The sequence below is a fragment of the Marinimicrobium alkaliphilum genome (genome assembly GCF_003259155.1).
GTDB classification, from domain to species: domain Bacteria; phylum Pseudomonadota; class Gammaproteobacteria; order Pseudomonadales; family Cellvibrionaceae; genus Marinimicrobium_A; species Marinimicrobium_A alkaliphilum.
In genome coordinates this window covers 32,733-58,658 of record NZ_QGMQ01000012.1, presented here as the reverse complement: position 1 = coordinate 58,658, position 25,926 = coordinate 32,733, and the positions used below count along the sequence as shown (strand labels likewise).

The 25,926-nt window shown below is 56.3% G+C and carries 38 protein-coding genes; 32 read left to right on the top strand and 6 right to left on the bottom strand.

Annotation, left to right across the window (positions count from 1 at the left end; translation table 11 throughout):
* The first annotated feature begins 27 nt into the window (after positions 1–27).
* From tuf to rplQ, 29 genes are all read left to right on the top strand, one after another.
* A complete protein-coding gene (tuf, locus tag DKW72_RS15875; RefSeq protein WP_111643376.1) occupies positions 28–1,251 on the top strand; it encodes an elongation factor Tu in 1,224 nt (407 codons plus the stop codon).
* Positions 1,252–1,477: 226 nt separating this feature from the next.
* Positions 1,478–1,789, top strand: coding sequence for a 30S ribosomal protein S10 (gene rpsJ, locus DKW72_RS15870; RefSeq protein WP_111643375.1), 312 nt, complete (start codon positions 1,478–1,480; stop codon positions 1,787–1,789).
* A 104-nt stretch (positions 1,790–1,893) separates the two neighbouring features.
* Positions 1,894–2,538, top strand: a complete 645-nt coding sequence (gene rplC / locus DKW72_RS15865) for a 50S ribosomal protein L3 (RefSeq protein ID WP_111643374.1) — start codon at positions 1,894–1,896, stop codon at positions 2,536–2,538.
* 20 nt (positions 2,539–2,558) lie between these two features.
* Entirely contained in the window at positions 2,559–3,173 is a 615-nt protein-coding gene (gene rplD, locus DKW72_RS15860; RefSeq protein WP_111643373.1) for a 50S ribosomal protein L4, read from the top strand.
* Positions 3,170–3,466, top strand: a complete 297-nt coding sequence (gene rplW / locus DKW72_RS15855) for a 50S ribosomal protein L23 (protein ID WP_111643372.1) — start codon at positions 3,170–3,172, stop codon at positions 3,464–3,466. Before rplD ends, rplW begins: the two co-directional genes overlap by 4 nt.
* Before the next feature lie 13 nt (positions 3,467–3,479).
* On the top strand, positions 3,480–4,307 hold the full coding sequence (gene rplB / locus DKW72_RS15850; protein WP_111643371.1) for a 50S ribosomal protein L2: 828 nt from the start codon (positions 3,480–3,482) through the stop codon (positions 4,305–4,307).
* Positions 4,308–4,338: 31 nt separating this feature from the next.
* Complete coding sequence (gene rpsS / locus DKW72_RS15845) at positions 4,339–4,617, top strand: 30S ribosomal protein S19 (protein ID WP_111643370.1); 279 nt, start codon at positions 4,339–4,341, stop codon at positions 4,615–4,617.
* 25 nt (positions 4,618–4,642) lie between these two features.
* Positions 4,643–4,975, top strand: a complete 333-nt coding sequence (gene rplV / locus DKW72_RS15840) for a 50S ribosomal protein L22 (RefSeq protein ID WP_111643369.1) — start codon at positions 4,643–4,645, stop codon at positions 4,973–4,975.
* A gap of 13 nt (positions 4,976–4,988) precedes the next feature.
* Entirely contained in the window at positions 4,989–5,669 is a 681-nt protein-coding gene (gene rpsC, locus DKW72_RS15835) for a 30S ribosomal protein S3 (RefSeq protein WP_111643368.1), read from the top strand.
* A gap of 12 nt (positions 5,670–5,681) precedes the next feature.
* Positions 5,682–6,095 (top strand): 50S ribosomal protein L16, encoded by a 414-nt coding sequence (gene rplP / locus DKW72_RS15830; protein ID WP_111643367.1) that lies wholly within the window; start codon positions 5,682–5,684, stop codon positions 6,093–6,095.
* The gene (gene rpmC, locus DKW72_RS15825; RefSeq protein ID WP_111643366.1) at positions 6,095–6,286 is read left to right on the top strand and encodes a 50S ribosomal protein L29; all 192 of its coding nucleotides are present in this window, start codon (positions 6,095–6,097) and stop codon (positions 6,284–6,286) included. The genes rplP and rpmC overlap by 1 nt, the downstream gene beginning before the upstream one ends.
* Before the next feature lies 1 nt (position 6,287).
* Positions 6,288–6,554, top strand: coding sequence for a 30S ribosomal protein S17 (rpsQ, locus tag DKW72_RS15820; protein ID WP_111643365.1), 267 nt, complete (start codon positions 6,288–6,290; stop codon positions 6,552–6,554).
* Positions 6,555–6,590: 36 nt separating this feature from the next.
* Entirely contained in the window at positions 6,591–6,959 is a 369-nt protein-coding gene (rplN, locus tag DKW72_RS15815) for a 50S ribosomal protein L14 (protein WP_024462484.1), read from the top strand.
* A gap of 33 nt (positions 6,960–6,992) precedes the next feature.
* Positions 6,993–7,310, top strand: coding sequence for a 50S ribosomal protein L24 (gene rplX, locus DKW72_RS15810; RefSeq protein WP_111643364.1), 318 nt, complete (start codon positions 6,993–6,995; stop codon positions 7,308–7,310).
* Between the two features lie 6 nt (positions 7,311–7,316).
* Positions 7,317–7,856, top strand: coding sequence for a 50S ribosomal protein L5 (gene rplE / locus DKW72_RS15805; RefSeq protein WP_111643363.1), 540 nt, complete (start codon positions 7,317–7,319; stop codon positions 7,854–7,856).
* Positions 7,857–7,867: 11 nt separating this feature from the next.
* Positions 7,868–8,173 carry a 30S ribosomal protein S14 gene (gene rpsN / locus DKW72_RS15800; RefSeq protein WP_111643362.1) on the top strand — a complete coding sequence of 102 codons (306 nt, stop codon included), beginning with the start codon at positions 7,868–7,870 and terminating at the stop codon, positions 8,171–8,173.
* A 30-nt stretch (positions 8,174–8,203) separates the two neighbouring features.
* The gene (rpsH, locus tag DKW72_RS15795; RefSeq protein WP_111643361.1) at positions 8,204–8,596 is read left to right on the top strand and encodes a 30S ribosomal protein S8; all 393 of its coding nucleotides are present in this window, start codon (positions 8,204–8,206) and stop codon (positions 8,594–8,596) included.
* Positions 8,597–8,608: 12 nt separating this feature from the next.
* Positions 8,609–9,142: a 50S ribosomal protein L6 gene (gene rplF / locus DKW72_RS15790; RefSeq protein WP_111643360.1), complete on the top strand. Its 534-nt coding sequence runs from the start codon at positions 8,609–8,611 to the stop codon at positions 9,140–9,142.
* Positions 9,143–9,152: 10 nt separating this feature from the next.
* Positions 9,153–9,503, top strand: a complete 351-nt coding sequence (gene rplR, locus DKW72_RS15785; RefSeq protein WP_111643359.1) for a 50S ribosomal protein L18 — start codon at positions 9,153–9,155, stop codon at positions 9,501–9,503.
* A gap of 10 nt (positions 9,504–9,513) precedes the next feature.
* Complete coding sequence (gene rpsE / locus DKW72_RS15780) at positions 9,514–10,023, top strand: 30S ribosomal protein S5 (RefSeq protein WP_111643358.1); 510 nt, start codon at positions 9,514–9,516, stop codon at positions 10,021–10,023.
* A gap of 37 nt (positions 10,024–10,060) precedes the next feature.
* A complete protein-coding gene (gene rpmD, locus DKW72_RS15775; RefSeq protein WP_111643357.1) occupies positions 10,061–10,246 on the top strand; it encodes a 50S ribosomal protein L30 in 186 nt (61 codons plus the stop codon).
* A gap of 1 nt (position 10,247) precedes the next feature.
* Complete coding sequence (gene rplO / locus DKW72_RS15770; protein ID WP_111643356.1) at positions 10,248–10,682, top strand: 50S ribosomal protein L15; 435 nt, start codon at positions 10,248–10,250, stop codon at positions 10,680–10,682.
* 11 nt (positions 10,683–10,693) lie between these two features.
* On the top strand, positions 10,694–12,031 hold the full coding sequence (gene secY / locus DKW72_RS15765) for a preprotein translocase subunit SecY (RefSeq protein ID WP_111643355.1): 1,338 nt from the start codon (positions 10,694–10,696) through the stop codon (positions 12,029–12,031).
* 27 nt (positions 12,032–12,058) lie between these two features.
* Complete coding sequence (rpmJ, locus tag DKW72_RS15760) at positions 12,059–12,175, top strand: 50S ribosomal protein L36 (RefSeq protein ID WP_111643354.1); 117 nt, start codon at positions 12,059–12,061, stop codon at positions 12,173–12,175.
* A gap of 208 nt (positions 12,176–12,383) precedes the next feature.
* A complete protein-coding gene (gene rpsM, locus DKW72_RS15755) occupies positions 12,384–12,740 on the top strand; it encodes a 30S ribosomal protein S13 (protein ID WP_111643353.1) in 357 nt (118 codons plus the stop codon).
* 58 nt (positions 12,741–12,798) lie between these two features.
* Positions 12,799–13,194: a 30S ribosomal protein S11 gene (gene rpsK, locus DKW72_RS15750; protein ID WP_111643352.1), complete on the top strand. Its 396-nt coding sequence runs from the start codon at positions 12,799–12,801 to the stop codon at positions 13,192–13,194.
* A gap of 12 nt (positions 13,195–13,206) precedes the next feature.
* The gene (rpsD, locus tag DKW72_RS15745) at positions 13,207–13,827 is read left to right on the top strand and encodes a 30S ribosomal protein S4 (protein WP_111643351.1); all 621 of its coding nucleotides are present in this window, start codon (positions 13,207–13,209) and stop codon (positions 13,825–13,827) included.
* A gap of 27 nt (positions 13,828–13,854) precedes the next feature.
* Positions 13,855–14,844 (top strand): DNA-directed RNA polymerase subunit alpha, encoded by a 990-nt coding sequence (locus DKW72_RS15740; RefSeq protein ID WP_111643350.1) that lies wholly within the window; start codon positions 13,855–13,857, stop codon positions 14,842–14,844.
* Positions 14,845–14,929: 85 nt separating this feature from the next.
* Complete coding sequence (gene rplQ / locus DKW72_RS15735) at positions 14,930–15,334, top strand: 50S ribosomal protein L17 (RefSeq protein ID WP_111643349.1); 405 nt, start codon at positions 14,930–14,932, stop codon at positions 15,332–15,334.
* 86 nt (positions 15,335–15,420) lie between these two features.
* On the opposite strand, the gene uvrA is transcribed toward rplQ, so the two are convergent.
* On the bottom strand, positions 15,421–18,246 hold the full coding sequence (uvrA, locus tag DKW72_RS15730; protein WP_111643348.1) for an excinuclease ABC subunit UvrA: 2,826 nt from the start codon (positions 18,244–18,246) through the stop codon (positions 15,421–15,423).
* Between the two features lie 128 nt (positions 18,247–18,374).
* On the opposite strand from uvrA, the gene DKW72_RS15725 reads away from it, so the two are divergent.
* From DKW72_RS15725 to DKW72_RS15715, 3 genes are all read left to right on the top strand, one after another.
* Positions 18,375–19,748, top strand: coding sequence for an MFS transporter (locus tag DKW72_RS15725; RefSeq protein WP_111643347.1), 1,374 nt, complete (start codon positions 18,375–18,377; stop codon positions 19,746–19,748).
* Between the two features lie 131 nt (positions 19,749–19,879).
* The gene (ssb, locus tag DKW72_RS15720) at positions 19,880–20,407 is read left to right on the top strand and encodes a single-stranded DNA-binding protein (RefSeq protein WP_111643346.1); all 528 of its coding nucleotides are present in this window, start codon (positions 19,880–19,882) and stop codon (positions 20,405–20,407) included.
* A gap of 8 nt (positions 20,408–20,415) precedes the next feature.
* Positions 20,416–21,270, top strand: a complete 855-nt coding sequence (locus tag DKW72_RS15715; protein WP_157960517.1) for a sugar nucleotide-binding protein — start codon at positions 20,416–20,418, stop codon at positions 21,268–21,270.
* Between the two features lie 95 nt (positions 21,271–21,365).
* On the opposite strand, the gene fabB is transcribed toward DKW72_RS15715, so the two are convergent.
* The 5 genes from fabB to DKW72_RS15690 form a co-directional block, all read right to left on the bottom strand.
* Positions 21,366–22,580, bottom strand: a complete 1,215-nt coding sequence (gene fabB / locus DKW72_RS15710) for a beta-ketoacyl-ACP synthase I (RefSeq protein WP_111643344.1) — start codon at positions 22,578–22,580, stop codon at positions 21,366–21,368.
* A 139-nt stretch (positions 22,581–22,719) separates the two neighbouring features.
* Positions 22,720–23,244 (bottom strand): 3-hydroxyacyl-[acyl-carrier-protein] dehydratase FabA, encoded by a 525-nt coding sequence (fabA, locus tag DKW72_RS15705; protein WP_111643343.1) that lies wholly within the window; start codon positions 23,242–23,244, stop codon positions 22,720–22,722.
* A 98-nt stretch (positions 23,245–23,342) separates the two neighbouring features.
* Positions 23,343–24,305 (bottom strand): polyprenyl synthetase family protein, encoded by a 963-nt coding sequence (locus DKW72_RS15700; RefSeq protein ID WP_111643342.1) that lies wholly within the window; start codon positions 24,303–24,305, stop codon positions 23,343–23,345.
* A gap of 83 nt (positions 24,306–24,388) precedes the next feature.
* Positions 24,389–25,384, bottom strand: a complete 996-nt coding sequence (locus DKW72_RS15695) for a Gfo/Idh/MocA family protein (RefSeq protein WP_111643341.1) — start codon at positions 25,382–25,384, stop codon at positions 24,389–24,391.
* A 189-nt stretch (positions 25,385–25,573) separates the two neighbouring features.
* Complete coding sequence (locus DKW72_RS15690; RefSeq protein ID WP_111643340.1) at positions 25,574–25,918, bottom strand: YebG family protein; 345 nt, start codon at positions 25,916–25,918, stop codon at positions 25,574–25,576.
* Between the last annotated feature and the right edge of the window lie 8 nt (positions 25,919–25,926).

The following is a 25,926-nucleotide window of genomic DNA, read 5'->3' as shown; positions in this document are numbered from 1 at the left end:
TAACCAATATTTTAGAGGATTTATACAGTGGCTAAAGAAAAGTTTGAACGGAAAAAGCCCCACGTCAACGTGGGCACCATCGGTCACGTTGACCATGGCAAAACGACTCTGACTGCTGCACTGACACGTGTTTGTGCGGAAGTATGGGGCGGCGCAGCCGTTGCCTTCGACGGTATCGACAATGCTCCGGAAGAGCGTGAGCGTGGTATCACCATCGCCACCTCTCACGTAGAGTATGAGTCACCCGATCGCCACTACGCGCACGTCGATTGCCCGGGTCACGCTGACTACGTTAAAAACATGATTACCGGTGCTGCCCAGATGGACGGTGCTATCCTGGTGTGTGGCGCGACCGATGGTCCGATGCCGCAAACCCGCGAGCACATCCTGCTGTCCCGTCAGGTGGGTGTACCGAAAATCGTTGTGTTCCTGAACAAAGCTGACCTGCTGGCTGAAGATTGCGGCGGCGTAGGCACTGACGAATACAACGAAATGCTTGAGCTGGTCGAAATGGAGCTGCGTGAGCTGCTTGACACCTACGACTTCCCGGGCGACGACACCCCGATCATCGCGGGCTCTGCCCTGATGGCGCTGAACGGTGAAGACGACAACGAGCTGGGTACCACCGCTGTCAAGAAGCTGGTCGAAACCCTGGACGAATACATTCCGGAGCCCGAGCGTGCCGTTGATCAGCCGTTCCTGATGCCGGTAGAAGACGTGTTCTCCATCTCTGGTCGCGGTACTGTTGTGACCGGTCGTGTTGAGCGTGGTGTGATCAAGGTTGGTGAAGAGATCGAGATCGTTGGTCTGAAAGACACCACCAAAACCACCTGTACCGGTGTTGAGATGTTCCGTAAGCTGCTCGACGAAGGTCGTGCGGGTGAGAACGTCGGTGTTCTGTTGCGTGGCACCAAGCGTGATGAGGTTGAGCGTGGTCAGGTACTGGCCAAGCCGGGTTCTGTGAAGCCGCACGCCAAGTTCGAAGCCGAAGTTTACGTGCTGTCCAAGGACGAAGGTGGTCGTCATACCCCGTTCTTCAAAGGTTACCGTCCGCAGTTCTACTTCCGCACCACCGACGTTACCGGTGCGTGTGAGCTGCCGGAAGGCGTTGAGATGGTTATGCCGGGCGACAACGTTCAAATGAGCGTTACTCTGATTCACCCGGTGGCGATGGAAGAAGGTCTGCGCTTTGCGGTCCGCGAAGGCGGTCGTACTGTAGGCGCCGGCGTTGTAGCCAAAATCATCGACTAAGTCCGAATTTGGGCTTGACAAAGGGCCCCCGCGAGGGGGCCTTTTTTATTATAAGTTGTTGATTTTTAGAGCTTTTGCTCTTGAAGTAAGATATTTACGCAGGATTTCGCCATATCCCTTGACAGGGGCGGGGTCCACCATTAGAATTGCGCCTCCATTTTGCACGGCCCAAGGGGCTGACGCCAGGATGGAAGTTCTTTAAAGCATATTATTGGAGTTTGGTTCCATGCAGAATCAACGCATTCGGATTCGCCTGAAGGCTTTTGATCACAAGCTCATCGATACTTCTACCCAGGAGATCGTTGAGACAGCAAAGCGCACAGGTGCGCAGGTCCGGGGCCCGATTCCGCTGCCGACTCGTAAAGAGCGCTTCACTGTGCTGATTTCCCCGCACGTCAATAAAGACGCGCGCGATCAGTACGAGATACGTACACACAAGCGTTTGCTGGATATCGTTGAGCCTACTGAAAAAACTGTAGATGCCCTGATGAAGCTGGATTTGGCTGCAGGCGTTGAAGTACAAATTAGTCTTGGCTAAGTAAATGTTTAATGGCTTGGGCCTACATTGCCCAAGCCTGTGTAACGCTCTGAAATGGGCGGCCATAGCGGGTAAAAGCCCCGTACACTAACGAGGTTAACAACATGACGATTGGTATTGTCGGCCGCAAAAGCGGTATGACTCGTATTTTTACCGATGACGGTGTTTCTATCCCGGTTTCTGTGATTGAGGTTGAACCCAATCGCATTACCCAGGTAAAAACCGTCGACACTGATGGCTACTCTGCTGTGCAGGTTGCTGTTGGTTCTCGCCGTGCCTCCCGTGTGAGCAAGCCTGTTGCTGGCCACTATGCTAAGGCAAACGCCGAAGCTGGTCGCGGCATCTGGGAACTGCGCAACGATGCACAAGAAGCATTCGAAGTAGGTGCTGAGATCACTGTTTCTACCTTTGAAGCAGGTCAAACGATCGATGTCACCGGTATCTCCAAAGGTAAGGGATTCGCGGGTACCGTCAAGCGCTGGAATTTCTCCATGCAGGACGCCACCCATGGTAACTCCCTGTCTCACCGTGCCCCTGGCTCTATCGGCCAGTGTCAAACTCCCGGTCGCGTATTCAAAGGCAAAAAAATGTCAGGCCATATGGGCTCTGAGCGTGTAACCGTTCAGAATCTTGAGGTGGTTCGCGTTGATGCCGAGCGCAACTTGCTGCTTGTGAAGGGTGCCATCCCTGGTGCGCCAGGCGGCGACGTTATTGTGCGTCCTGCTGTCAAAGCACGCAGTAACGGTTAAGTATCCGAGGGGAATCGACCATGGAATTAAATATTGTAACTCCCGGCGGTGCTAACGGTACGTTGAACGTATCCGAAGTCGCTTTCGGGAAAGAGTTTAATCAAGATCTGGTTCATCAGGCTGTTATGGCCTATATGGCCGGCGCCCGTCAGGGCACTAAAGCTCAGAAGAACCGCGCAGCCGTTTCTGGTGGTGGCAAGAAGCCCTGGCGCCAAAAGGGCACCGGTCGCGCACGTGCGGGCACAATTCGCAGCCCGCTGTGGCGTTCAGGTGGTGTTACCTTTGCTGCCCAGCCGCGTAATTTCGAGCAGAAACTGAACAAGAAGATGTATCGTGCCGCGCTGCGCTGCATTCTGTCCGAGCTGAATCGCCAGGATCGTCTGGTTGTGGTTGAGCAGTTCGAGGTGGATGCGCCCAAGACCAAGTCATTGGTCCAGCAATTGGCACAGTTTGACCTGAAAGAAGCGCTGATCGTTACCGAGTCGATTGACGAGAACTTGTACCTGGCTTCACGCAACCTCCATAAAGTGGATGTTTGTGATGTTCAGGCCATCGATCCCGTCAGCTTGATTCGCTTCGATAAAGTGGTCGTTACCGTGCCCGCGCTCAAGAAAATCGAGGAGATCCTGGGATGAACCAAGAACGCGTCTATAAGGTGCTACTCGGCCCGGTGGTTTCCGAGAAGTCCGCTACCGCGGGTGATGCCGGTAACCAGGTCGTCTTTAAAGTATTGCCGAGTGCTACCAAGCTCGAAATCAAAACGGCTGTTCAGGAGCTTTTCGACGTTAAGGTCGAAGCTGTGCGCGTGCTGAATGTCAAAGGTAAGACCAAGCGTACGCGCTATGGTGTTGGCAAACGCAGCGACTGGAAGAAAGCCTACGTCCGTCTCGAGCAAGGTCAAGATATCGACTTTGCGGTAGCTGAGTAAGAGGATTGTTGCAATGCCTATTGTAAAACGTAAACCAACCTCGCCCGGTCGCCGCTTTGTTGTAAGTGTCGTTAGTCCGGACTTGCACAAAGGTGCGCCCTACGCGCCGTTGCTGGAAAAGAAGAGCAAAACCGGTGGTCGTAACAACAACGGCCGGATTACCACCCGCCACGTTGGTGGTGGCCACAAGCAACACTATCGCGTTGTGGATTTCCGTCGCAATAAAGATGGAATCCCCGCAAAAGTGGAGCGTTTGGAGTATGATCCGAATCGCACCGCGTTTATTGCTCTGGTGTGCTATGCCGATGGCGAGCGTCGCTACATTATTGCACCCAAAGGCCTGAAGGCTGGTGATGTTGTTTATTCGGGTGATGCGGCGCCGATCAAGCCGGGCAATGCCCTGCCGATGCGTAACATTCCGGTGGGTAGTGTTGTTCACGCGGTTGAACTCAAGCCGGGTAAAGGTGCTCAGTTGGCGCGCTCAGCGGGTGCTTCTTGTCAGTTGGTCGCTCGGGACAGCGTTTACGCCACCCTGCGCCTGCGCAGTGGCGAGACCCGTAAGGTTTTGGCCGAGTGTCGTGCTACCCTGGGCGAAGTGTCAAACAGTGAGCACAGCCTGCGCTCTCTGGGTAAGGCTGGTGCCAAGCGTTGGCGCGGTGTTCGTCCTACCGTTCGCGGTGTTGCGATGAACCCGGTCGATCACCCGCACGGTGGTGGTGAAGGTCGTACCTCTGGTGGGCGTCATCCTGTGAGTCCTTGGGGTGTGCCGACTAAAGGCTACAAGACCCGCAAGAACAAGCGCACCAACAATATGATTGTTCGCCGTCGCGGTAAAAAGTAAGCGACCCAGCAACTAATTAGAGGAAGCAACAGTGCCACGTTCACTGAAGAAAGGTCCGTTTATCGACCTTCACCTGATTAAGAAGGTCGAGGCAGCGATCGAGAAAAACGATCGTCGTCCGATTAAAACTTGGTCTCGCCGCTCTATGGTTATGCCGGAAATGGTGGGTCTGACTATCGCCGTACACAACGGTCGTCAGCACGTTCCCGTTCTGGTAAACGAAGAGATGGTTGGACATAAATTTGGCGAGTTTGCAGCTACCCGTACTTATCGTGGTCACGCTGCAGACAAGAAAGCGAAAAAGCGCTAAGCGCTAGTGCCTACGAGGTAATACGATGGAAGTAGCAGCAAAGTTAAGCGGTGCTCGTCTGTCGGCGCAAAAAGCGCGTTTGGTGGCCGATCAAATTCGCGGAAAAGGCGTTGAAGACGCACTTGATATCCTGGCTTTCAGCAATAAGAAAGGTGCAGTGATTGTCAAGAAGGTGCTCGAATCTGCAATTGCGAATGCCGAGCACAACGAAGGTGCCGATGTTGACGAGTTGAAAGTGTCTACGATTTTTGTAGACGAAGGTGTTCGACTTAAGCGTATCAAGCCGCGCGCCAAAGGCCGTGCCGATCGCATTGTCAAGCAAACTTGTCATATCACCGTTAAAGTAGCCGACCAGTAAGAGAGCAGGCGTTATGGGTCAGAAAGTACATCCGACAGGTATTCGTCTGGGTATCGTTAAAAAGCATACTTCAGTTTGGTATGCGGACCGCGAAAACTACGCAGACAAACTCAATAATGATCTGGAAGTGCGCGAGTACATTCAGAAGAAACTGGCAAGTGCATCTGTCAGCCGGGTAGAAATTGAGCGTCCGGCCAACACCGCGCGAATTACCATTCATACGGCCCGTCCGGGTATCGTGATTGGTAAGAAAGGCGAAGATGTTGATCGGCTGCGCTCCGAAGTCAGCAAGCAGATGGGCGTGCCTGTTCATATCAATATTGAAGAGATTCGCAAGCCTGATCTGGATGCTTCTTTGGTGGCGCAGAGCGTTGCTCAGCAGTTGGAGCGTCGAGTGATGTTCCGTCGTGCCATGAAGCGCGCTGTTCAAAATGCCATGCGCCAAGGCGCTGAAGGCATCAAGATCCAGGTGGGTGGCCGCCTGGGTGGTGCTGAGATTGCTCGCACCGAGTGGTACCGTGAAGGTCGTGTGCCGCTGCACACTTTGCGCGCTGATATTGATTATTCAACCGCAGAAGCAGCAACAACATACGGCATCATTGGTGTTAAAGTTTGGATTTTCAAGGGTGAGGTTATCGGTCAGGTAGAAGAGACCGAAGCGGCATCCAAGAAAAAAGGCTCAAAGTCTAAATAAGGGGTACGCAAGATGCTGCAACCAAAGCGTACGAAGTTTCGTAAGCAACAGAAAGGTCGCAATCGCGGCTTGGCTCACCGCGGCTCCAAAGTTAGCTTCGGCGATTTCGGCCTGAAGGCGACTGGACGTGGACGCCTTACTGCTCGTCAAATTGAGGCGGCGCGTCGTGCAATGACTCGCCATATCAAGCGGGGCGGTAAAATTTGGATTCGCGTTTTTCCGGACAAGCCGATTACCGAGAAGCCCCTGGAAGTGCGTCAGGGTAAAGGTAAGGGCAACGTCGAATATTGGGTAGCTCAGATTCGTCCGGGCAGAGTCCTGTATGAAATGGACGGCGTGAGCGAGGAACTGGCGCGTGAAGCTTTTGAGCTGGCCGCGGCCAAGTTGCCTATTAATACAACTTTTGTAAAACGTTCGGTGATGTGATGAAAGCTTCAGAACTCCGGGAAAAGTCCGTTGAAGAGCTGAACAGCGAGCTGGTCGAGCAACTCAAAGACCAGTTTAAACTGCGTATGCAGGCGTCCACCGGCCAGCTGGGTCAGACGCATCTGTTGAAGGCGGCTCGCAAGAACATAGCTCGCATCAAAACGGTGCTTAACCAAAAGGCAGGTAACTAAGATGTCTCAGGCAGAAAATCAGGCTCGTACGCTGACTGGTAAAGTCGTTAGCGACAAAATGGATAAAACCATTACTGTGCTGATCGAGCGCCGGGTGAAACACCCGTTGTACGGCAAGTATCTCAGCAAGTCTACCAAGTTGAAGGCTCATGACGAGAACAATGAGTGCCGGATTGGCGATCGCGTAACCATCGCGGAATCACGCCCTCTGGCCAAGACCAAGTCCTGGGCTTTAGTTAATATTGATGAGCGCGCGGCTGAAATCTAATCGATTCAGCGGCATTGAAAGTTTCGGAGACGGACGATGATTCAAACAGAAACCTACTTAGATGTAGCTGACAATAGCGGCGCGCGCCGGGTCCAATGCATCAAGGTTCTTGGCGGCTCCCACCGTCGTTACGCAGCCGTTGGTGACATCATCAAGGTGACCGTGAAGGAAGCGATTCCGCGCGGCAAGGTCAAGAAAGGCCAGGTGATGAAAGCGGTAGTAGTGCGCACCAAAAAAGGTGTGCGTCGTCAGGACGGTTCTTTGATCAAGTTCGACGATAACGCGGCCGTGCTGCTGAACAACCAGGATGCCCCGGTGGGTACCCGTATTTTCGGGCCCGTTACCCGCGAACTGCGCGGCGAGAAATTCATGAAAATCATTTCTCTGGCGCCGGAAGTGCTCTAAGCACTGACGAAGCAGAGATTCGAGGGCAGGCAAATGCGTAAGATTAAACGTGATGACGAAGTGATTGTTATCGCTGGGCGTGACAAAGGTAAGCGCGGGAAAGTTGTCCGCGTGCTCGACGACGAGCGCCTGATTGTTTCCGGCGTCAACATGGTGAAGAAGCACCAGAAACCGAATCCGCAACTGGGCGTCCCCGGCGGAATCGTTGAAAAAGAAGCGGCGATTCAGGCTTCCAATGTTGCCATTTTCAACCCGGCAACCAGCAAAGCTGATCGCGTGGGCTTCAAGATCCTTGAGAACGGCGACAAGGTTCGTGTTTTCAAATCCAATGGCGAAGCCGTAGAGGCGTAAGTAGACATGGCTAGGCTTAAAGAAATTTACAGAAAAGAACTCGCCCCCAAGCTGAAAGAAGAGCTGGGCTTGGCGAACGTGATGGAAGTGCCGCGCATCACCAAGATCACCCTGAATATGGGTGTTGGTGAAGCAGTGGGCGACAAGAAAGTCTTGGAAAACGCAGTTGCGGACCTCGAGAAAATCGCAGGTCAGAAAGCAATTGTTACCAAGGCCCGAAAGTCGATCGCTGGCTTCAAGATTCGCGATGGTTGGCCCATCGGTGCCAAGGTGACTCTGCGTCAGGATCGTATGTACGAGTTCCTCGATCGCCTGGTCTCCATCGCGATCCCGCGTGAGCGTGATTTCCGTGGTATTAGCCCGAAGCAGTTCGACGGTCGCGGCAACTTCTCTATGGGTGTTAATGAGCAGATCATTTTCCCCGAGATTGACTACGACAAGATCGACAAGCTGCGTGGTATGGATATTTGTATCACTACCAGTGCACGCAACGACGAAGAAGGTCGCGCCCTGTTGAAGGCGTTTGACTTTCCGTTCAAAGGATAAGGGGTAATACCATGGCTAAGAAATCGATGATTGCTCGCGAAGTTAAGCGTGCTCGGACCGTTCAGAAGTATGCTGCTAAGCGTGCTGAACTGAAGGCGATTATTGCTAACCCCGAATCCGCTGAAGAGCAGGTATGGGAAGCGCAGGTCAAGCTTCAAAAGCTGCCGCGCGATGCCAGCCCCGCTCGAGCGCGTAATCGCTGCCGCGTGACCGGTCGTCCGCACGGCGTTTATCGTAAATTCGGTCTGTGCCGTCACAAACTGCGTGAAGCAGCGATGCGCGGTGATGTCCCTGGTCTGGTTAAGTCCAGCTGGTAAGCCAGAGACTAATTTTAGGAGCAGAATCAGATGAGCATGCAAGATCCTTTGGCTGATATGCTGACCCGCATCCGCAACGCCCAGCGTGTCGGTAAAGAGTCAGTTTCTATGCCTTCTTCAAAGTTGAAGGCAAGTGTTGCCAAAGTCCTCGCGGACGAGGGCTACATCAACGGTTTTGCAGTGGCCGAGGCTGAAAAGCCTGAGCTTACTGTCGAACTGAAATACTTTGAGGGCAAGCCGGTAATCGCCGAGCTTGACCGTGTAAGCCGTCCAGGCTTGCGTAACTATGCTGGTAAAGAAGCCCTGCCGAGCGTTCGTGGCGGTTTGGGAATTGCTATTGTCTCTACCAGTCAAGGTGTTATGACTGATCGTGCCGCGCGCGCTGCTGGCGTGGGCGGAGAAGTCCTCTGCACAGTTTTTTAACGGGAAGTCGTCATGTCACGAGTTGCAAATAGTCCGGTTGAAGTACCTGCCGCGGTGACTGTTACCCTCAAGGGTCAGGAACTGAGCGTTAAAGGCGGCAAAGGTACGTTGGCACTGCAGATTCACGCTGATGTTGAAGTTGTCCAGAATGATAGTGTTCTGAGCTTTAACACGCGTAACAGTGCCAAGCAGACCCGCGCACTGGCGGGCACCACACGTGCTCTGGTCAGTAACATGGTAAACGGCGTCGAGAAGGGCTTCGAGAAGAAGCTGCAGTTGGTCGGCGTTGGTTATCGTGTGAAAGTCGAGGGCAAAACTGTAAACCTGTCTGTGGGTCTGTCTCACCCGGTCAACTATACGTTGCCCGAAGGTGTAACTGCCGAGACCACCAGTCAGACTGAACTTGTACTTAAGAGCGCTGATAAGCAGCAGCTCGGCCAGGTAGCCGCGGAAATCCGCGCGTTCCGCGAACCAGAGCCCTATAAAGGCAAAGGTATCCGGTATGCCGATGAGCGAGTACATCGTAAAGAAGCCAAGAAAAAGTAAGGGCTAGGTTATGAGCGATAAGAAGTTATCTCGTCTTCGCCGTGCGCGCCGTGCCCGTGCCAAGATTCGTGAACTGAGCGTCAAGCGTCTGGCGGTACACCGTACCCCGCGCCACATTTACGCCCAGATTATTGCCGAAGATGGCGCCAAGGTGCTTGCGAGTGCGTCGACTCTCGATAAAGATCTGCGTGGTGGTAAAACCGGTAATGTTGACGCAGCCAAGTCGGTCGGTACGCTGATCGCCGAGCGCGCGAAAGCAGCTGGTGTAACCCAGGTTGCCTTTGACCGTAGTGGTTTCCGCTACCACGGTCGTGTTAAGGCTCTGGCCGACGCCGCGCGTGAAGCTGGTTTGGAATTCTAAGGGTTGAGATATGGCTTACACTAAGAAAGATGACGGCAATAACGAGGGCCTCCAGGAAAAGCTGGTTCAGGTTAACCGTGTTGCCAAGACTGTTAAGGGTGGTCGTATCTTTGCCTTCACTGCGCTGACTGTAGTTGGCGATGGTAATGGTAAGGTAGGCTTCGGTCGCGGTAAGGCACGTGAAGTACCTCTGGCGATTCAGAAAGCTATGGAAGCGGCCCGTCGTAACATGATCGACGTAGAGCTTAATGGTGACACCATTCAGTATCCGACAAAAGGTAGCCACGGCGCCTCTAAGGTATACATGCAGCCGGCTTCTGACGGTACCGGTGTTATCGCGGGTGGTGCAATGCGTTCAGTGCTGGAGATTGCCGGCGTTCAGAACGTGTTGGCCAAGTGCTATGGCTCCACCAACCCGGTTAACGTTGTTCGAGCCACTTTTAAAGCCTTGCAGACAATGACCTCTCCGGAGTCTGTTGCTGCCAAGCGCGGTAAAAGTGTAGAAGACATTCTGAATTAATTGGCTCTGGCCAATTACTAGATAGCGGAATACGACCATGGCGAAGAAGATGATCAAAGTGACTCAGGTCAAGAGCACTGCCGGCCGACTGCAGAGTCACAAGGCTAGCGTAGCTGGTTTGGGCCTGCGCCGTATCGGTCACACTGTCGAGGTGGAAGACACCCCCTCAGTACGTGGCATGATTAACAAAGTGAACTATCTGGTTAAGGTAGAGGGAGAGTAAGATGCGTCTTAATACGCTGAGTCCCGCTCCCGGCAGCACGCACAGTAAAAAGCGCGTCGGCCGTGGTATTGGTAGTGGCCTGGGTAAAACCGCAGGTCGCGGCCACAAAGGTTTGAAAGCCCGCTCAGGCGGTACCGTTAAGCCGGGTTTTGAAGGCGGTCAGATGCCGCTGCAGAAACGTCTGCCCAAGTACGGCTTCACCTCTCGTATCGGTCGTGTTAGCGCCCAGGTACGTCTGAGTGAGCTGAACAAGGTGGAAGGTGAAGTGATTGATCTGGAAACCTTGAAGCAAGCCGACGTGCTCGGCTCTGTCATCAAGCGAGCCAAGATTTTCGCTTCCGGCGAGCTCAAGAAGGCTGTTACTGTCCGCGGTTTGGCGGTAACTAAAGGTGCCAAGGCTGCTATTGAAGCGGCGGGCGGAAAAGTCGAAGAATAAAAGAGGTGCCAATGGCAACTCCCGGCAATATACCGTTAGCGAATCAGAAAGGGTTAGGCGAGCTTTGGGCTCGCCTGCGCTTTTTGCTGTTGGCGATTGTGGTTTACCGGATCGGTACGCATATTCCTGTTCCTGGATTGGATCCGGAGCGGGTCGCCAACCTGTTCAACCAGAATCAGGATACTATCCTGGGCCTGTTTAACATGTTCTCGGGTGGCGCGCTGGAGCGGATGAGCATCCTGGCACTGGGCATCATGCCGTACATCTCTGCCTCTATTATTATGCAGTTGATGACCGCCGTGACGCCCTCGCTGGAACAGCTCAAGAAAGAAGGCGATGCCGGTCGGCGCAAGATCAACCAGTACACCCGCTACGGCACGGTGTTTCTGGCCACTGTTCAGGCGATGGCAATGGCAGTCAGCTTCTCCGGGTTTGCCTATGGCGGCGAAGCCGGTCTTAGCTTCTTCTTTATTGCGGTAATTTCGCTGGTAACCGGTGCCGTCTTTATGATGTGGCTGGGTGAACAGGTGACTGAGCGCGGTATCGGCAACGGTATCTCAATGCTGATCTTTGCAGGTATTGTCGCGGGTTTCCCCGGGGCTATTGGCCAGGCAGCAGAGAGTTCGCGTCAAGGTGATCTGCATATTCTGGCTCTGCTGGTGATTGGTGTGATCGCACTCGGGGTTGTTTGGGTCGTGGTGCGTATCGAGCGTGCTCAGCGTCGCATCACTGTGAACTATGCCAAGCGTCAGCAAGGCCGTCACGGTTACAGCGCGCAGACCAGCCACTTGCCGTTGAAGATCAATATGGCAGGCGTTATTCCGGCGATTTTTGCCAGCAGTATTCTGCTTTTCCCCGCGTCTATCGCCCAATGGTTTGGTCAGGGCGGTGAAGGCATGTGGAGTAACTTCTTGCAGGAGCTCGCGTTGGCGATTGGCCCAGGTCAGCCGTTGAACGTGATTCTGTTTGCCGGCCTGATTTCGTTCTTTTGCTTCTTCTACACGGCGTTGATGTTTAACCCGAAAGAAGTAGCAGATAACCTGAAAAAATCCGGTGCTTATATCCCTGGCATCCGCCCGGGCGAGCAGTCGGCGAAGTATATTGATAGTGTCCTGACCAAGTTGACAGTGGTGGGTGCTATTTATATGTCGGTGGTTTGTCTGATGCCCCAATTCCTGGTGGTCGCCGCCAACGTTCCGTTCTATCTGGGCGGTACGTCGCTGCTGATCGTGGTAGTGGTGGTTATGGACTTTATGTCACAGGTTCAGGCTCACCTGATGTCCCATCAGTATGAGTCACTGATGAAGAAATCAAACTTGCAGGGCTTCGGCAGCGGCAACGCGCGCTGAGCCTGTAGAGAAATTTGGGGTTAGATCATGAAAGTTCGTGCTTCTGTTAAAAAGATTTGCCGCAACTGCAAAATGGTGCGTCGCAATGGTGTTCTGCGGGTTATCTGCAGCGCCGAGCCGCGTCACAAGCAGCGTCAAGGCTAATAGTTCTTCAGACTATTAGGTGGCCTCAAGTTCGGCTTACCGACGTAGAACGAAGAACAACTGGGGGCGTTGACTGTCGTCGGGCGAGAAATCGCCCGGCTATTGCATTTTGGTGAGTTGTCCGCTATCCTTGCGCGCCTTTTACGGTGTTGGGGTGGCTAAATTTGCCGTCAACGCTGCAACTTATTGTGTTACTGGAGTATTTTGAATGGCCCGTATTGCTGGTGTAAACATACCAGATAACAAGCACGCGGTTATCTCTCTGACATACGTTTACGGTGTCGGCCGTACATCAGCCAAACAGATTCTGGCTAATGTTGGTATCGCTGAAGACGTGAAAATGGGCAGTCTGTCCGAGGAAGAGATTGATAAGATCCGCAATGAGGTCGCGAAGTTCACTGTTGAAGGTGATCTGCGCCGTGTTATCTCAATGAATATCAAACGCCTGATGGACCTGGGCTGCTTCCGTGGTTTACGCCACCGTCGCAGTTTGCCCCTGCGTGGTCAGCGCACCAAAACCAACGCTCGTACACGCAAAGGTCCTCGCAAGCCGATTCGTAAGTAAGTGAGTCGCTCGCGTTTGTCATTCAAAGTACGGTAACAACAGGTTAGGAAGAATTGCTATGGCTAAGCCAGGTAATAAAACCGCAGCAAAGAAAAAAGTTAAAAAGACAGTCGTTGATGGGGTAGCCCATGTACACGCGTCTTTTAACAACACAATTGTCACAATTACAGACCGCCAGGGTAATACCCTGACTTGGGCTACCTCAGGTGGCTCCGGTTTTCGCGGTTCTCGCAAGAGCACCCCTTTTGCTGCGCAGGTAGCAGCAGAGCGTGCCGGTGAGGCGGCTAAAGAGTATGGCCTTAAGAACATTGACGTAGAAGTCAAAGGTCCTGGCCCGGGTCGTGAATCAGCTGTTCGCGCCCTGAACAATGTTGGCTTCAAAGTCACCAACATTACTGATGTTACGCCGATTCCTCATAACGGCTGTCGTCCACCGAAGAAACGTCGCGTGTAAGGGGAAAAGATTATGGCTCGTTATATTGGACCGACTTGTAAACTGTCGCGTCGCGAAGGAACAGATCTGTTCCTGAAGAGCGGCGCTCGCGCTCTGGATTCCAAGTGTAAAGCAGAAACCGCCCCCGGCCAGCATGGTCAGCGTCGCGGTCGTCTGTCTGACTATGGTGTTCAGCTGCGTGAAAAGCAAAAAGTGCGTCGTATGTACGGTGTGCTTGAGAAACAATTCCGCGGTTACTACAAAGAAGCAGCTCGACGTAAGGGCTCGACCGGTGAAAACCTGTTGAAGTTGCTTGAGTGCCGTCTGGACAACGTGGTTTATCGCATGGGTTTCGGCGCCACACGCGCTGAATCGCGTCAGCTGGTATCGCATAAGGCAATCACCGTTAACGGTAAAACCGTCAATGTGGCCTCTTATCAGGTGGCCGAGGGTGACGTGGTAGGAATTCGTGAAAAGGCTCGCAATCAGCTGCGTATTCAAAACGCACTGACGCTTGCTGGCCAGCGCAGCGACGTTGAGTGGGTAGATGTGAGTGGCGATAAGAAAGAAGGCGTTTTCAAGCGCGTTCCGGATCGTGGCGACCTGTCTTCCGACATCAACGAAAACCTCATCGTCGAGCTTTACTCCAAGTAAAGGGACTAACCGCTAACAGGTGTGGCTATGCAGACTGCAGTAAACGAATTTTTGACTCCGCGTCATATCGACGTGACAGAGCTGAGTGAGACCCGCGCGCGGGTCGTACTTGAGCCTCTGGAGCGCGGCTTCGGACACACTCTCGGCAATGCGCTGCGCCGCATTTTGCTGTCTTCCATGGCCGGGGCTGCCATTACCGAAGCTGAAATCGAAGGTGTTTTGCACGAGTACAGCGACATTGAGGGTGTACAGGAAGACGTTATCGAAATCCTGCTCAACCTGAAGAACGTCGCTGTCGTAATGCACGGTAAAGATCAGGCGGTCCTGACCCTGAGCAAAAAGGGCCCAGGTGTTGTTACTGCCGGTGATATCCAGGTTGATCACGACATCGAGATCAAAAACCCGGAGTTGGTGATCGCCAATATCACTGCGGATACGCAACTGAACATGCGTCTTACCATCACCCGCGGTCGTGGTTATCAGCCAGCTGATGCCCGTCGTCATGAAGAAGACGAAAGTCGTGCAATCGGTCGCCTGCAGCTGGATGCGTCTTACAGTCCGGTACGTCGTCTGGCATACAGCGTCGAAAGCGCCCGTGTTGAGCAGCGTACTGACCTGGACAAACTGATTCTGGACCTGGAAACCAACGGTACCATTGATCCGGAAGAGGCCATTCGTCGAGCCGCCACTATCCTTCAGCAGCAGCTGGCGGTGTTTGTGGATCTGGAAAGCGAGAGTCAGGACACGCCGGAGGAGAAGGAAGAAGCTATCGATCCTATCCTCTTGCGTCCGGTCGATGACTTGGAGCTGACCGTGCGCTCGGCTAACTGCCTGAAGGCAGAGAACATCTATTACATCGGTGATTTGATTCAGCGTACAGAAGTAGAGCTGCTGAAGACGCCGAACCTGGGTAAGAAATCTCTTACCGAGATTAAGGATGTTTTGGCTTCGCGTGGTTTGTCCTTGGGTATGCGTTTGGAAAACTGGCCACCGGCCAGCTTGAAAAACGAAGACTAATCATTATTTTTCGCCGGTGGGTGCTTCGGCTCCTCCCGGTTAACGAGATCGCTGTGAAGCGATCGTTTGTGAAGGGTTTAGCGTCATGCGTCATCGTCATAGTGGCCGTCAACTGAATCGTAATGCTTCTCATCGCAAAGCCATGTTTCGCAACATGACTGCGTCTCTGGTTGAGCATGAGCTGATTAAAACCACCTTGCCCAAGGCTAAAGAGCTGCGCCGCGTTGCGGAGCCTCTGATCACTTTGGCCAAGAAAGATAGCGTAGCTAACCGTCGTCTGGCGTTCGATCGCCTGCGCAGTAAAGAAGCGGTTGGTAAGCTGTTTGCCGAACTGGGTCCGCGCTATCAAGAGCGTCCGGGTGGTTATATTCGTATCATGAAGTGCGGTTTCCGTGCTGGCGACAAGGCCCCGATGGCCTATGTTGAGCTGGTGGACCGTCCGATTCCGGAAGTAGAAGCTGAAGCCGTCGTCGAGACTGACGACGAGTAAGTTGAGCGGCATCCGTAAAAAACCAGGCCTCGGCCTGGTTTTTTTATGTCCGTAGTTTGGGTGCCTTCGGGCGTTGGCTGGCCAGCCTAGCGCTCAAGGAGCGACTTAAGGAACCGACCGGTGTGAGATTGCGATTGTTGGGCTACCGCTTCGGGCGTGCCCGTCGCGATGATCTGTCCGCCGCCACTGCCACCCTCCGGCCCGAGATCGATAACCCAATCCGCCGTCTTGATGACGTCGAGATTGTGCTCAATCACAACCACGGTATTGCCGTGGTCGCGTAGGCGGTGCAACACGACCAGCAGTTGCTCAATATCGTAGAAGTGCAAGCCGGTGGTGGGCTCATCGAGAATATACAGCGTCTGTCCGGTATCGCGCTTGGAAAGCTCGCGTGCGAGCTTAACCCGCTGCGCCTCGCCGCCTGAGAGCGTGGTTGCGGCCTGGCCAAGGCGAATATAGGCGAGGCCCACGTCGATAAGGGTCTGCAAGCGTTTGGCAATGGCTGGGATCGCATCGAAGAACTCTCTTGCGTCTTCGACGGTGAGTTCAAGCACTTCGTGGATATTCTTGCCTTTGTACTTGATTTCAAGCGTTTCCCGGTTGTAGCGCTTGCCTTTGCAGACGTCGCAAGGAACGTAGACGTCAGGCAAAAAATGCATTTCGACTTTGGTTACGCCGTCGCCCTGACACGCTTCGCAGCGGCCGCCTTTGACGTTGAAGCTGAAGCGACCGGTTTTATAGCCGCGAGAGCGGGCTTCCTGTGTGCCTGCGAACAATTCGCGAATGGGGGTAAAGATACCTGTATAGGTCGCAGGGTTAGAGCGCGGAGTCCGGCCAATCGGGCTCTGATCAATGTCGACGCACTTGTCGAACAGTCCCATGCCTTCAACGCGGTCGTACGCCGCGGCTTTGAGCGTTGTGGCACCGTTGAGTTCGGTCGCGGCAATTGGGTACAGCGTGTTGTTGATCAGGGTGGATTTTCCTGAACCGGAGACCCCGGTGACACAGGTCATCAGCCCTACTGGCAGCGCCAGGTCGACGCCCTGGAGGTTGTTGCCAGAGGCGCCTTTCAGGTGCAGAACCCGGCTGGGGTCGTAAGCGCGACGTTCGCTCGGGATAGCGATGGCCCGTGTACCCTTGAGGTACTGTCCGGTAATTGAGCGTTCGCTGGCCATTATGTCTTCGACACTGCCCTGGGCGATGACCTCGCCGCCATGGACGCCTGCGCCGGGGCCGATGTCGATGACGTGGTCTGCCTGGCGAATGGCATCTTCGTCGTGCTCGACGACAATCACGGTATTGCCCAGATCGCGCAAATGCACCAGGGTGCGCAGTAAGCGCTCATTATCCCGCTGGTGCAGGCCGATGGACGGTTCGTCGAGGATGTACATCACGCCCACCAGGCCCGCGCCTATTTGGCTGGCCAGGCGTATGCGTTGTGCCTCGCCGCCTGACAGTGTGTCTGCACTGCGGCTCAGGGTAAGGTAGTTCAGGCCGACATCCACCAAAAATTGCAGGCGCTCGCGCAGCTCTTTCAGGATTTTATCGGCGATTTCGGCTTTGGCGCCGGTAAACGTCAGACTGTCGTAGTAGTCATAGGCCTCGCCCACGGGCAAGTCGGTAATCTGGCTTAACGGGCGCTCGTCGACAAACACATTGCGCGCCTCTTCCCGCAAGCGTGCGCCGCCACAGGTAGGGCAGGGCTGGGTGGCAAGAAACTTGGAGAGCTCCTCGCGCACGCTTGCCGACTCGGTATCCCGGTAACGGCGCTCCATATTGGGAATCACGCCCTCGAAGCGGTGGCGTCGGCGGTAAAGGTCTCCGCGCTCGTTAATATAGCTGAAGTCGATTTCGTCATCGCCGGAGCCGTGCAGGATTACCTGCCGCTGGTTTGGAGTCAACGCCTCCCAGGGGGTATCGACGTCAAAGCCGTAATGCTGAGCCAGGGAGTCGAGCATGTGGAAGTAGTAGATGTTACGTCGATCCCAGCCTCGGATCGCACCCTCTCCCAGTGACGCTTCGGGGAACTGCACCACCCGTGCTTCGTCAAAAAATTGTTTCACGCCCAGCCCGTCACAGGTGGGGCAGGCGCCAGCGGGGTTGTTGAAGGAGAAAAGCCGTGGTTCCAGTTCGCTCAGGCTGTAATCGCAGACCGGACAGGCGTGCTTGGCTGAGAACAACCGGTCCGGGGCCTCGCCGTCCATATAGCTGATGCCCGCGAGCCCCTCGGCGAGGTTCAGGGCGGTTTCGAAGGATTCCGCGAGGCGTACCTGCAGGTCGTCGCGGACTTTAAAGCGATCCACCACTACGTCGATGGTGTGCTTTTTCTTCTTGTCGAGCTTGGGGGCGTCATCCAGATCGACCAGTAGCCCATCGATTCGGGCGCGGATAAAACCGTCGCGTTTCAGCTGTTCCAGGGTATGTAAGTGCTCACCTTTGCGGTCGCGTACGACCGGCGCAATGAGCATCAGCTTGGTGCCTTCCGGCAGTGCGAGGACGGTATCGACCATCTCCGAAATGGTTTGGGCGGAGAGCGGCTCGCCGTGGCGGGGACAGCGCGGCTCGCCCACTCGTGCGTAGAGAAGACGCAGATAATCGTAGATTTCGGTGATGGTGCCAACGGTCGAGCGCGGGTTGTGCGAGGTGGATTTCTGCTCAATGGAGATTGCCGGGCTGAGGCCCTCCACATGGTCGACATCGGGTTTGTCCATCATCGACAGAAACTGCCGGGCGTAGGTGGACAGGGATTCGACATAGCGCCGCTGGCCCTCGGCGTAGAGGGTGTCGAAGGCGAGTGAGGACTTACCTGAACCGGACAGACCGGTGACCACGACCAATTGATCGCGGGGAATAGTCAGGTCAATATTTTTGAGGTTGTGGGTGCGTGCACCCCGGACCAGAATCTTGTCCATTCATTCTCCACTTGCTCGAAACCAAAACCCGCCATTATACGCGAATCGAGCGGCTAAGGTTGTGTCTGCAGGATGTGATAGAATCCGCGCCTGTTCTGTTAACCGATCGATCTGGAGCCATCCTGCCCGTGCAATTTGCTAGTGCCCCTTTCGAGCGCCGTGTTGTGGTGTCTCTGGCCTTGCTGTATGCCTTTCGCATGCTCGGGCTGTTTATGGTATTGCCGGTGCTGGCGCTGTACGGCAGCGATTACGCTCACGCCAGTCCGCTGTTGCTGGGCCTGGCCCTGGGGGCCTACGGCTTCAGCCAGGGCTTGCTGCAGATCCCCTTTGGGATCCTCTCGGACCGTATCGGCCGCAAGCCGGTGATCATTGCGGGTTTGTTAGTGTTTACGATCGGCAGCGTGGTTGCGGCGCAGGCCGAGGATGCTTATACCCTGATACTCGGGCGGCTGCTGCAGGGCGGGGGGGCGATCGCCGGTGCGGTGATGGCTCTCCTGGCCGACCTGACCGCTGAGGAGAATCGCACCAAGGCCATGGCTGTCGTTGGTGCCTCTATCGGTGCATCCTTTTCGCTCGCGCTGGTGCTCGGTCCTTTGTTGGCTTCCTGGGGGGGAATGGCCGCCATCTTCTGGCTCACGGCGGGTCTGGGGTTAGTGGGTATTTACATCGTGTGGCAAATCGTACCCACGGCGACTCGCGCTCCGACGCCGCGCCAGGATGTGGGTACCGTGCCCGCACTGGTGCGTCAGGTGGTGCGCAACCGCGAGTTGCTGCGCCTGAACCTGGGTATCTTTGTCCTGCACCTGGTGCTCATGGCGGCGTTCCTGGTGTTGCCGCCCTGGTTGGCCGAGGATTTGGCCATCGCGCGGGACTGGCACTGGGCGGTCTACCTGCCCTTACTGATTGGTGCCTTTGTGGCCATGCTGCCGTTTATCATCATCGCCGAGCGCCGCCGGCAGATGAAGCCGGTTTTTCTGGGTGCGATTGCACTGTTGTTGTTCGTGTTGGTGGTCATGGCGGTTTCGCCGGTGCAGCGGGCCTGGACATTGGGGTTATTCTTCCTGTTTTTTATGGCGTTCAACCTGCTGGAGGCCAGCCTTCCCTCCATGGTGAGTAAAATCGCACCTGCCGGGGGTAAAGGGACCGCCACCAGCATTTATGCCAGCTGCCAATTTTTCGGTGCCTTTGCCGGTGGTGCCTTGGGTGGCGCACTCTGGCAGTGGGGGGGGCCGAGTTGGGTGTTGGGCGTGTGCGCCGCCGCTGTGTTGCTGTGGTTGTTGCTGGCGCTGCCCATGCGTCCGCCGCGCTATCTGGCAAGTGTCATTATCCCTTTGGCGGGACCGGTAAGCGCCGAGCTGGCCGGGACCTTACAGGCACAGCCGGGGGTCGCGGATGTACTGGTGGTGGAGTCCGAGGGCAGCATCTACCTCAAAGTGGACCCGAAGGTCGCCGACCGCCAGCGTCTGATCGAAATTGCCGAACAGGACACAATCCCGGCGTGAGTCACTGGCCCGTGCCGGTTGGCTGTTGTATGCTGACGATTCTTGTATTTTGAATGTCGGGCGCCCTTTGACGCGCCCGCGAAACCTCTAACATCGACGCTGACCGAGCGCAGACAATTCAGGAGAAATCTATGGCCAGGGGTATTAACAAAGTTATTTTGATTGGCAATTGTGGGCAAGATCCGGAAACCCGCTACATGCCGTCCGGCGGCGCTGTTACCAACGTCAGTCTTGCAACCAGCGAGACCTGGAAAGATAAAAACACCGGTCAGCAACAGGAACGCACTGAATGGCACCGAGTGGTATTTTTTAACCGTTTGGCTGAAATTGCCGGTGAATACCTGAAAAAAGGCAGCAAAGTGTATATCGAAGGCTCCTTGCGCACGCGCAAATGGCAGGGCCAGGACGGGCAGGATCGCTACACCACTGAAATTGTCGCCAATGAGATGCAAATGCTCGACAGCCGGGGCGGTCAGGGTGGTCAAGGCGGAGACTACGGCAGCTACGACCAGTCCGAACCTCAGCAGCAGGCACCCCAGCAGCAGCGCGGCGGCAATCCGGGGGCAGCGAGTGCTGGCGGCCAAGGTGGCGGCGCAGCTCAACCGGCGCAGCAACCCGCCGGTGGCTTCGATAGCTTTGATGATGACATCCCCTTCTGACGACCACCTTGAAGCTACTTCTCACTGACGCTACCAATGATTTGGGCCAGGCGCTCCAGCACGATCTGGAGCGTGAGTCTTTTGCGCTTCTGAGTCCTTCGGCTCAGGTGCTCGACTGGTTGGATGAACCCGCGATAACCCACTATATTGCTGAGCAGCAGCCTGCTGTCGTGCTGAATACCCTGGGTGTGGGCGAAGACTCAGTGCAAGCGGATGGCGCCTTGGCGCAAGCGGCCGCAAACCTGGCGCGGGCCTGTGCTGCTGCGGGCATTCCCCTGATTCAGTTGTCCAGTTATCGGGTTTTTGGCGATCGCAAGCGAAGCGTTCATCACGAGCGTGATGAACCAGAGCCGGCCAGTGCCCAGGGGCATGCCTGGCGCGCCGCCGAGCTCGCGGTCCTGAAGGCTCACGAGCGCGCGGTTGTACTGCGCTACAGCTGGCTGGTGGCCGGATACGGGGACAACCTGCTGACCCGGCACCTGCGGGCGTTTGCGGCGGGGGAGCCCGTGACGGTCAGCCGACGTTGGCGAGGCGCTCCCACCGCGCTTTCGGATGCGTCGCGGGTAGCCATAGCGCTGGCCAAGCAGGTGGTGTGCGGGGCAGAGAATTGGGGCGTGATGCACTACTGCACCGGGGATGCGGTCAGTGAGGCGGAGTTTGTGGCTGAACTGGTGCAGCTCCTTGAGCAGCAGGGCTTGTTATCGCAGCCCGCGCATGTTGAAGAGACTGATGAGCTGCCCGACGGAGAGCCGGTGAGCGCGGTACTCGGATGCCGGCGTGCGAAGGATCACTATGGGGTTCAGGCGCGCAGTTGGCGCCCGACGCTATTACCGATGGTCAAACTCTGGGTCAGTGCCCAGTAACTATTGCAAACCAGGTTACGCCCACAACGAAAAAGCCCCGCATGAATGCGGGGCTTTTTCGTTGTGGCTTAGGTGCGCCAGGCGCGGCCCAAGACTTACTTCATGCGCTCAAATACCAGGCTGGCATTGGTGCCGCCAAACCCGAAGCTGTTGGACAGGACCCGATTGAGGGTGACATTGTCCTGGCGCTCGCGCACGATCGGCAGGCCGTCGGCTTCCGGGTCGAGCGTGTCGATATTGGCCGAAGCGGCAATAAAGTTGTGTTCCATCATCAGCAGGCTGTAGATCGCCTCCTGCACACCGGTAGCGCCCAGGGAGTGACCGGTCAGTGACTTGGTGGAGCTGATCGCCGGTACTTTGTCGCCAAAGGTGTTGCGAATGGCTTTGAGTTCGGCCAGATCACCCACCGGTGTGCTGGTGCCGTGCGCATTGATGTAGTCGATATCGCCGTCGGTGGTGGCCAGCGCTTGCTGCATACAGCGCACCGCGCCTTCACCGGAGGGTGCAACCATATCGTAGCCGTCGGAGTTGGCACCGTAACCCACCAGTTCGGCGTAGATTTTGGCGCCGCGCGCCTTGGCGTGCTCGTACTCTTCAAGTACCAGACAGCCGCCGCCACCGGCGATCACGAAACCATCGCGTTCGGCGTCATAGGCCCGCGATGCGCGCTCGGGCGTGTCGTTGTACTTGGTAGACAGGGCGCCCATGGCGTCGAACAGGCACGTCAGGGTCCAATGCTCCTCTTCGCCGCCACCGGCAAAAACGACATCCTGTTTGCCCAGCTGAATCTGCTCCATGGCGCTGCCAACGCAGTGTGCGCTGGTGGCACAGGCTGAAGAGATGGAGTAGTTGAGGCCCTTGATTTTGAACGGGGTGGCCAGGCAGGCGGACGTGGTGCTGCCCATGGTTTGTGTGACCCGGTAGGGGCCTACACGCTTGAGGCCTTTTTCGCGCAGAACATCGGCGGATTCCACCAGGTTCTTGGAGGAAGCGCCGCCCGAGCCCATGATGATACCGGTGCGCGGGTTGGAAACCTGCGACTCTTCAAGCCCTGAATCTTTGATCGCCTGATCCATGGATACGTAGGCATAGGCTGCAGCATCGCCCATAAAGCGCAGAACTTTGCGATCAATCAGGTCTTTCAGGTCAATATCGACTGACCCGGCGACCAGGCTGCGAAAGCCTTGCTCGGCGTAGGCTTCCTGGTATTTGATACCAGAGCGGCCCGTGCGCAGGGCGTCCAGTACGGTGGCGATGTCATTGCCCAGACAGGACACAATTCCCATCCCGGTCACTACGACACGTCTCATAGGCTACCTCTTATTTCGTTACAGAGCCTGTAAAGGTATGGTTAAAGCAAGAACTGACGCAATTATGCCACTAAAGGGCGCAGGGCGCAGCCCCAGTGAGGGGCTTTGACCCCGGCGGGGGCCGTGAGTGCCCTTTGTGTTAAAACGCGTCAGTGTTTTGAAACAGCCCAACACGCAGGTCTTTGGCAAAGTAGATATCCTTCCCGTCCACCGACACCCGGCCGTCGGCGATACCCATGACCAGCTTGCGCTCGATGACTCGCTTGAGGTTGATGTGATAGGTCACCTTGCTGGCGCTGGGCAGGATCTGGCCCGTGAACTTGACTTCGCCGCAGCCCAAGGCGCGACCTCGGCCGGGGTTGCCCTTCCAGCCCAGGAAGAAGCCCACCAGCTGCCACATGGCGTCCAGACCCAGACAGCCGGGCATCACCGGATCGCCCGGGAAGTGGCACTCGAAAAACCACAGGTCCGGGGTGATATCCAGTTCGGCGATAATTTCCCCTTTGCTGAACTCGCCGCCGGTTTCGCTGATGTGAGCGATACGGTCGAGCATCAGCATGTTGGGCACGGGCAGCTGGGCGTTTCCGGGGCCGAACATGCGGCCGTGGCCACACTCCAGCAGTTCGTCGCGGGCGTAACTATTTTTTTGTACGAAAGCGTTCATAGGGGTAAGACTCGTGTCAGTTCCGGCAAAAGTCGCCATTCTACCCTGTGGGGGGCGCTTGTCTAGCGTTGTGGGTGTTCTCTGCCGGTGTTTTGGGGTTAATAGGTGCGGGCGAGGGCGAACTCAGCCACCTCGGCCATAGCCTGAGTGTAGCGGTTATCGGGCAGTTGACTGAGAGATGCGCGCGCCAGGCGCACTTGTTCGCGACCGGCCTCCAGGGTGTAGGTCATGGCACCGGTGCGCTCGACAATGGCCACCACGTCTTCCAGGGCGCTGGCATCCTTGTGGCGCAGGGCGGCGGCGATCCGTTCGCGTTCGTCGCGGGTGCCTACAGCCATGGCGCGCAGTAGCGGCAGGGTAGGCTTGCCTTCGGCCAAGTCGTCCCCAACGTTCTTGCCGAGGGCCTCGGCATCGCCGGTGTAGTCCAGGGCATCGTCGACCAATTGAAAGGCGGTGCCCAGGTGGTTGCCAAAGGCGTGCAAATGTTGGCGCTGTGCCGGGCTTGCAGCGCACAGCACCCCGGCGGTTTCGCAGGCGGCAGCAAAAAGAATGGCGGTCTTTTTCTCAATGACCTGCAGGTAGTTGGCCTCGGTGATGTCCGGGTCACCGGCGTTGACCAGTTGTTGGACCTCGCCCTCGGCAATGGTGTTGGTGGTCTCGGACAGGATGCGCATGATGTCCATATCGCCAATGGCCACCATCATCTGAAAGGCGCGCGAATACAGAAAGTCCCCCACCAGCACGCTTGGCGCGTTGCCCCACTCGGCGTTGGCCGTCGGGCGGCCCCGGCGCAGGTGGGACATATCCACCACGTCGTCGTGGAGCAGGGTTGCGGTGTGAATAAACTCGATGATCGCTGCCAGGTTCAGGTGCTGGCTGCCGGAATAACCCAGGCCCTTGGCAGCCAGCACCACCAGCAGGGGGCGCAGGCGTTTGCCGCCCGCCTCAATCAGATAGTGGCCAATGTTTTCCACCAGCTCGACGTCGGAGTGTAACTGGTCGATGATCAGGCGGTTTACGGCCTCAAAGTCCTCGGCAACAATCTGGTGAAATGGCAACATCTACGGCGGTCTCGGGTTTTTTCGGGTTTTGAATGCTAGGGAGCGGGGTAAGAGCTGTCAAGCCCGCGCCCCGCACAGAGGGCTCAGTCAAGCGTGATCCATCGCCCCTCACGCGCACTGGCTACCAGCGCATCAATCACGCGCATATTGGCCAGGGCGTCGGAGAGCGGGGTGGGCACCGGGGTGTTGTCGAGCATGCTGCGTTGCAGGGCGTCGATCATCAGGCGGTACTGATCGATGCCGGTGTGGCAGAACTCCTCGCGTGCGCCCTGGCGCTGAACCCACATCAGGTTGTCCCGGCCCGGTTCCGGGTTGAAGGGCCAGGCCATTTGCAGGCTGCCTTGCTCCGCCTGGATATCCAGCCACTGGCCGGGTTCGGTTTTGGTGGAGCAGGTGAATGACGCGGTACCGTCGGGGAATTCGAGCAGGCCCGAGGTGATGCAGTCCACATCAAAGCCGGGCAGGGCGCTCATGTGGCCGACCACGCGCAGGGGCTCGCTGCCGTACACCCAGCGGGCTGAAGAGATGCTGTAGCAGCCGATATCCATCAGACCGCCGCCGCCGGGAATATCGGCGCGGTTGCGGATATTGTCCGGGTCCGGGTTGTTATAGGCAAAACGCGAATGGATGTGGCGTACTTGCCCCAGATCCCCAGCGCGCAGGTGTTTTTGCGCCAACAGCCACTGGGGGTGAAAGCGGTACATAAAAGCTTCCATCACCTTGAGCCGGGGCTCGGCCTTGGCCGCGCGCGCCAGGCGCTCGGCATCCGCACAGTCCAGGCCCAGGGGCTTTTCACAGAGGACATGTTTGCCAGCGGCGAGGGCTTTAAGTGACCAGTCCACATGGAGGTGGTTGGGTAGCGGGTTGTAGATGGCGTCGATCTCCGGGTCCGCCAGCAGTGCCTCGTAACTGCCGTGGGAGCGGGCTATCCCCAGAGCGCTGGCCGCGAGGGCTGCCTGTTCGGCGTTGCGGGAGGCCAAGGCAACGACCTCGCCGTCGACGGAGGCCTGGATGGCCGGGATCAAACGTTTCTGGGCAATATTGGCGGTGCTCAAGATGCCCCAGCGAATTTTGTTCATGGATGGAGTTCCTCTACCAATCACAGCGGTTGTGGAGGCTCAAGCTAGAGAAAAAGCGCGGGGAAGTAAAGCACTGGGCCGTTGGCTCGGGTACAAAAAAGGCCGCCGCACCCGTTGAGGTGCCAGTGCGGCGGCAAGTCGGGCCCGGCAAGGGGCTGCCGGGTCTGGGTGGTGTAGCCGCGGGCGCGGCTACTGGTGAGCGGCCAGTGACGTTACCTGAGAGTCCCTGTCCTTGGCGTCGTCACGGCTGCCTGATGCCAGTTTGCCCATAGGCTGCGGTTGGTCGCTCGACTCAAAGGGCTCGAGCAACAGCTCGGGCTTGCCTTTGCAGGCCTTGGCGAGCACTTCCCGGCGCTCGGCCAGCAGCAGGCCGATGGCCTCGCTCTGGGCTTCGCTTAGCCCCGGTACCTGAGTTTCAATCAAATCGGTGATGTTGGCGGCCAGCTCCAGATACTTGTCGTGCTCTTCGGCCTGTTTTTTGTCGTTGAACATACTGCCATCCCGGTCACATTGCCATACGGCGATTACTGCCATGGTGCTAC

Bases quoted from the DNA above. Each gene is read 5' to 3' on its own strand.
- rpsM (WP_111643353.1), top strand. From the start codon at position 12,384: ATGGCCCGTATTGCTGGTGTAAACATACCAGATAACAAGCACGCGGTT.
- rpsK (WP_111643352.1), top strand. From the start codon at position 12,799: ATGGCTAAGCCAGGTAATAAAACCGCAGCAAAGAAAAAAGTTAAAAAG.
- rpsQ (WP_111643365.1), top strand. From the start codon at position 6,288: ATGTCTCAGGCAGAAAATCAGGCTCGTACGCTGACTGGTAAAGTCGTT.
- fabA (WP_111643343.1), bottom strand. From the start codon at position 23,244: ATGAACGCTTTCGTACAAAAAAATAGTTACGCCCGCGACGAACTGCTG.
- rplP (WP_111643367.1), top strand. From the start codon at position 5,682: ATGCTGCAACCAAAGCGTACGAAGTTTCGTAAGCAACAGAAAGGTCGC.
- rplF (WP_111643360.1), top strand. From the start codon at position 8,609: ATGTCACGAGTTGCAAATAGTCCGGTTGAAGTACCTGCCGCGGTGACT.
- rplQ (WP_111643349.1), top strand. From the start codon at position 14,930: ATGCGTCATCGTCATAGTGGCCGTCAACTGAATCGTAATGCTTCTCAT.
- DKW72_RS15695 (WP_111643341.1), bottom strand. From the start codon at position 25,384: ATGAACAAAATTCGCTGGGGCATCTTGAGCACCGCCAATATTGCCCAG.
- rpsD (WP_111643351.1), top strand. From the start codon at position 13,207: ATGGCTCGTTATATTGGACCGACTTGTAAACTGTCGCGTCGCGAAGGA.
- rpmD (WP_111643357.1), top strand. From the start codon at position 10,061: ATGGCGAAGAAGATGATCAAAGTGACTCAGGTCAAGAGCACTGCCGGC.
- DKW72_RS15700 (WP_111643342.1), bottom strand. From the start codon at position 24,305: ATGTTGCCATTTCACCAGATTGTTGCCGAGGACTTTGAGGCCGTAAAC.
- rplW (WP_111643372.1), top strand. From the start codon at position 3,170: ATGAACCAAGAACGCGTCTATAAGGTGCTACTCGGCCCGGTGGTTTCC.
- rplE (WP_111643363.1), top strand. From the start codon at position 7,317: ATGGCTAGGCTTAAAGAAATTTACAGAAAAGAACTCGCCCCCAAGCTG.
- ssb (WP_111643346.1), top strand. From the start codon at position 19,880: ATGGCCAGGGGTATTAACAAAGTTATTTTGATTGGCAATTGTGGGCAA.
- fabB (WP_111643344.1), bottom strand. From the start codon at position 22,580: ATGAGACGTGTCGTAGTGACCGGGATGGGAATTGTGTCCTGTCTGGGC.
- rplC (WP_111643374.1), top strand. From the start codon at position 1,894: ATGACGATTGGTATTGTCGGCCGCAAAAGCGGTATGACTCGTATTTTT.
- rpmC (WP_111643366.1), top strand. From the start codon at position 6,095: ATGAAAGCTTCAGAACTCCGGGAAAAGTCCGTTGAAGAGCTGAACAGC.
- rpsJ (WP_111643375.1), top strand. From the start codon at position 1,478: ATGCAGAATCAACGCATTCGGATTCGCCTGAAGGCTTTTGATCACAAG.
- rpsC (WP_111643368.1), top strand. From the start codon at position 4,989: ATGGGTCAGAAAGTACATCCGACAGGTATTCGTCTGGGTATCGTTAAA.
- rpsH (WP_111643361.1), top strand. From the start codon at position 8,204: ATGAGCATGCAAGATCCTTTGGCTGATATGCTGACCCGCATCCGCAAC.
- rplN (WP_024462484.1), top strand. From the start codon at position 6,591: ATGATTCAAACAGAAACCTACTTAGATGTAGCTGACAATAGCGGCGCG.
- rpsN (WP_111643362.1), top strand. From the start codon at position 7,868: ATGGCTAAGAAATCGATGATTGCTCGCGAAGTTAAGCGTGCTCGGACC.
- rplB (WP_111643371.1), top strand. From the start codon at position 3,480: ATGCCTATTGTAAAACGTAAACCAACCTCGCCCGGTCGCCGCTTTGTT.
- rplR (WP_111643359.1), top strand. From the start codon at position 9,153: ATGAGCGATAAGAAGTTATCTCGTCTTCGCCGTGCGCGCCGTGCCCGT.
- uvrA (WP_111643348.1), bottom strand. From the start codon at position 18,246: ATGGACAAGATTCTGGTCCGGGGTGCACGCACCCACAACCTCAAAAAT.
- rplX (WP_111643364.1), top strand. From the start codon at position 6,993: ATGCGTAAGATTAAACGTGATGACGAAGTGATTGTTATCGCTGGGCGT.
- rpmJ (WP_111643354.1), top strand. From the start codon at position 12,059: ATGAAAGTTCGTGCTTCTGTTAAAAAGATTTGCCGCAACTGCAAAATG.
- rpsE (WP_111643358.1), top strand. From the start codon at position 9,514: ATGGCTTACACTAAGAAAGATGACGGCAATAACGAGGGCCTCCAGGAA.
- rplV (WP_111643369.1), top strand. From the start codon at position 4,643: ATGGAAGTAGCAGCAAAGTTAAGCGGTGCTCGTCTGTCGGCGCAAAAA.
- DKW72_RS15740 (WP_111643350.1), top strand. From the start codon at position 13,855: ATGCAGACTGCAGTAAACGAATTTTTGACTCCGCGTCATATCGACGTG.
- rplO (WP_111643356.1), top strand. From the start codon at position 10,248: ATGCGTCTTAATACGCTGAGTCCCGCTCCCGGCAGCACGCACAGTAAA.
- rplD (WP_111643373.1), top strand. From the start codon at position 2,559: ATGGAATTAAATATTGTAACTCCCGGCGGTGCTAACGGTACGTTGAAC.
- DKW72_RS15690 (WP_111643340.1), bottom strand. From the start codon at position 25,918: ATGGCAGTAATCGCCGTATGGCAATGTGACCGGGATGGCAGTATGTTC.
- secY (WP_111643355.1), top strand. From the start codon at position 10,694: ATGGCAACTCCCGGCAATATACCGTTAGCGAATCAGAAAGGGTTAGGC.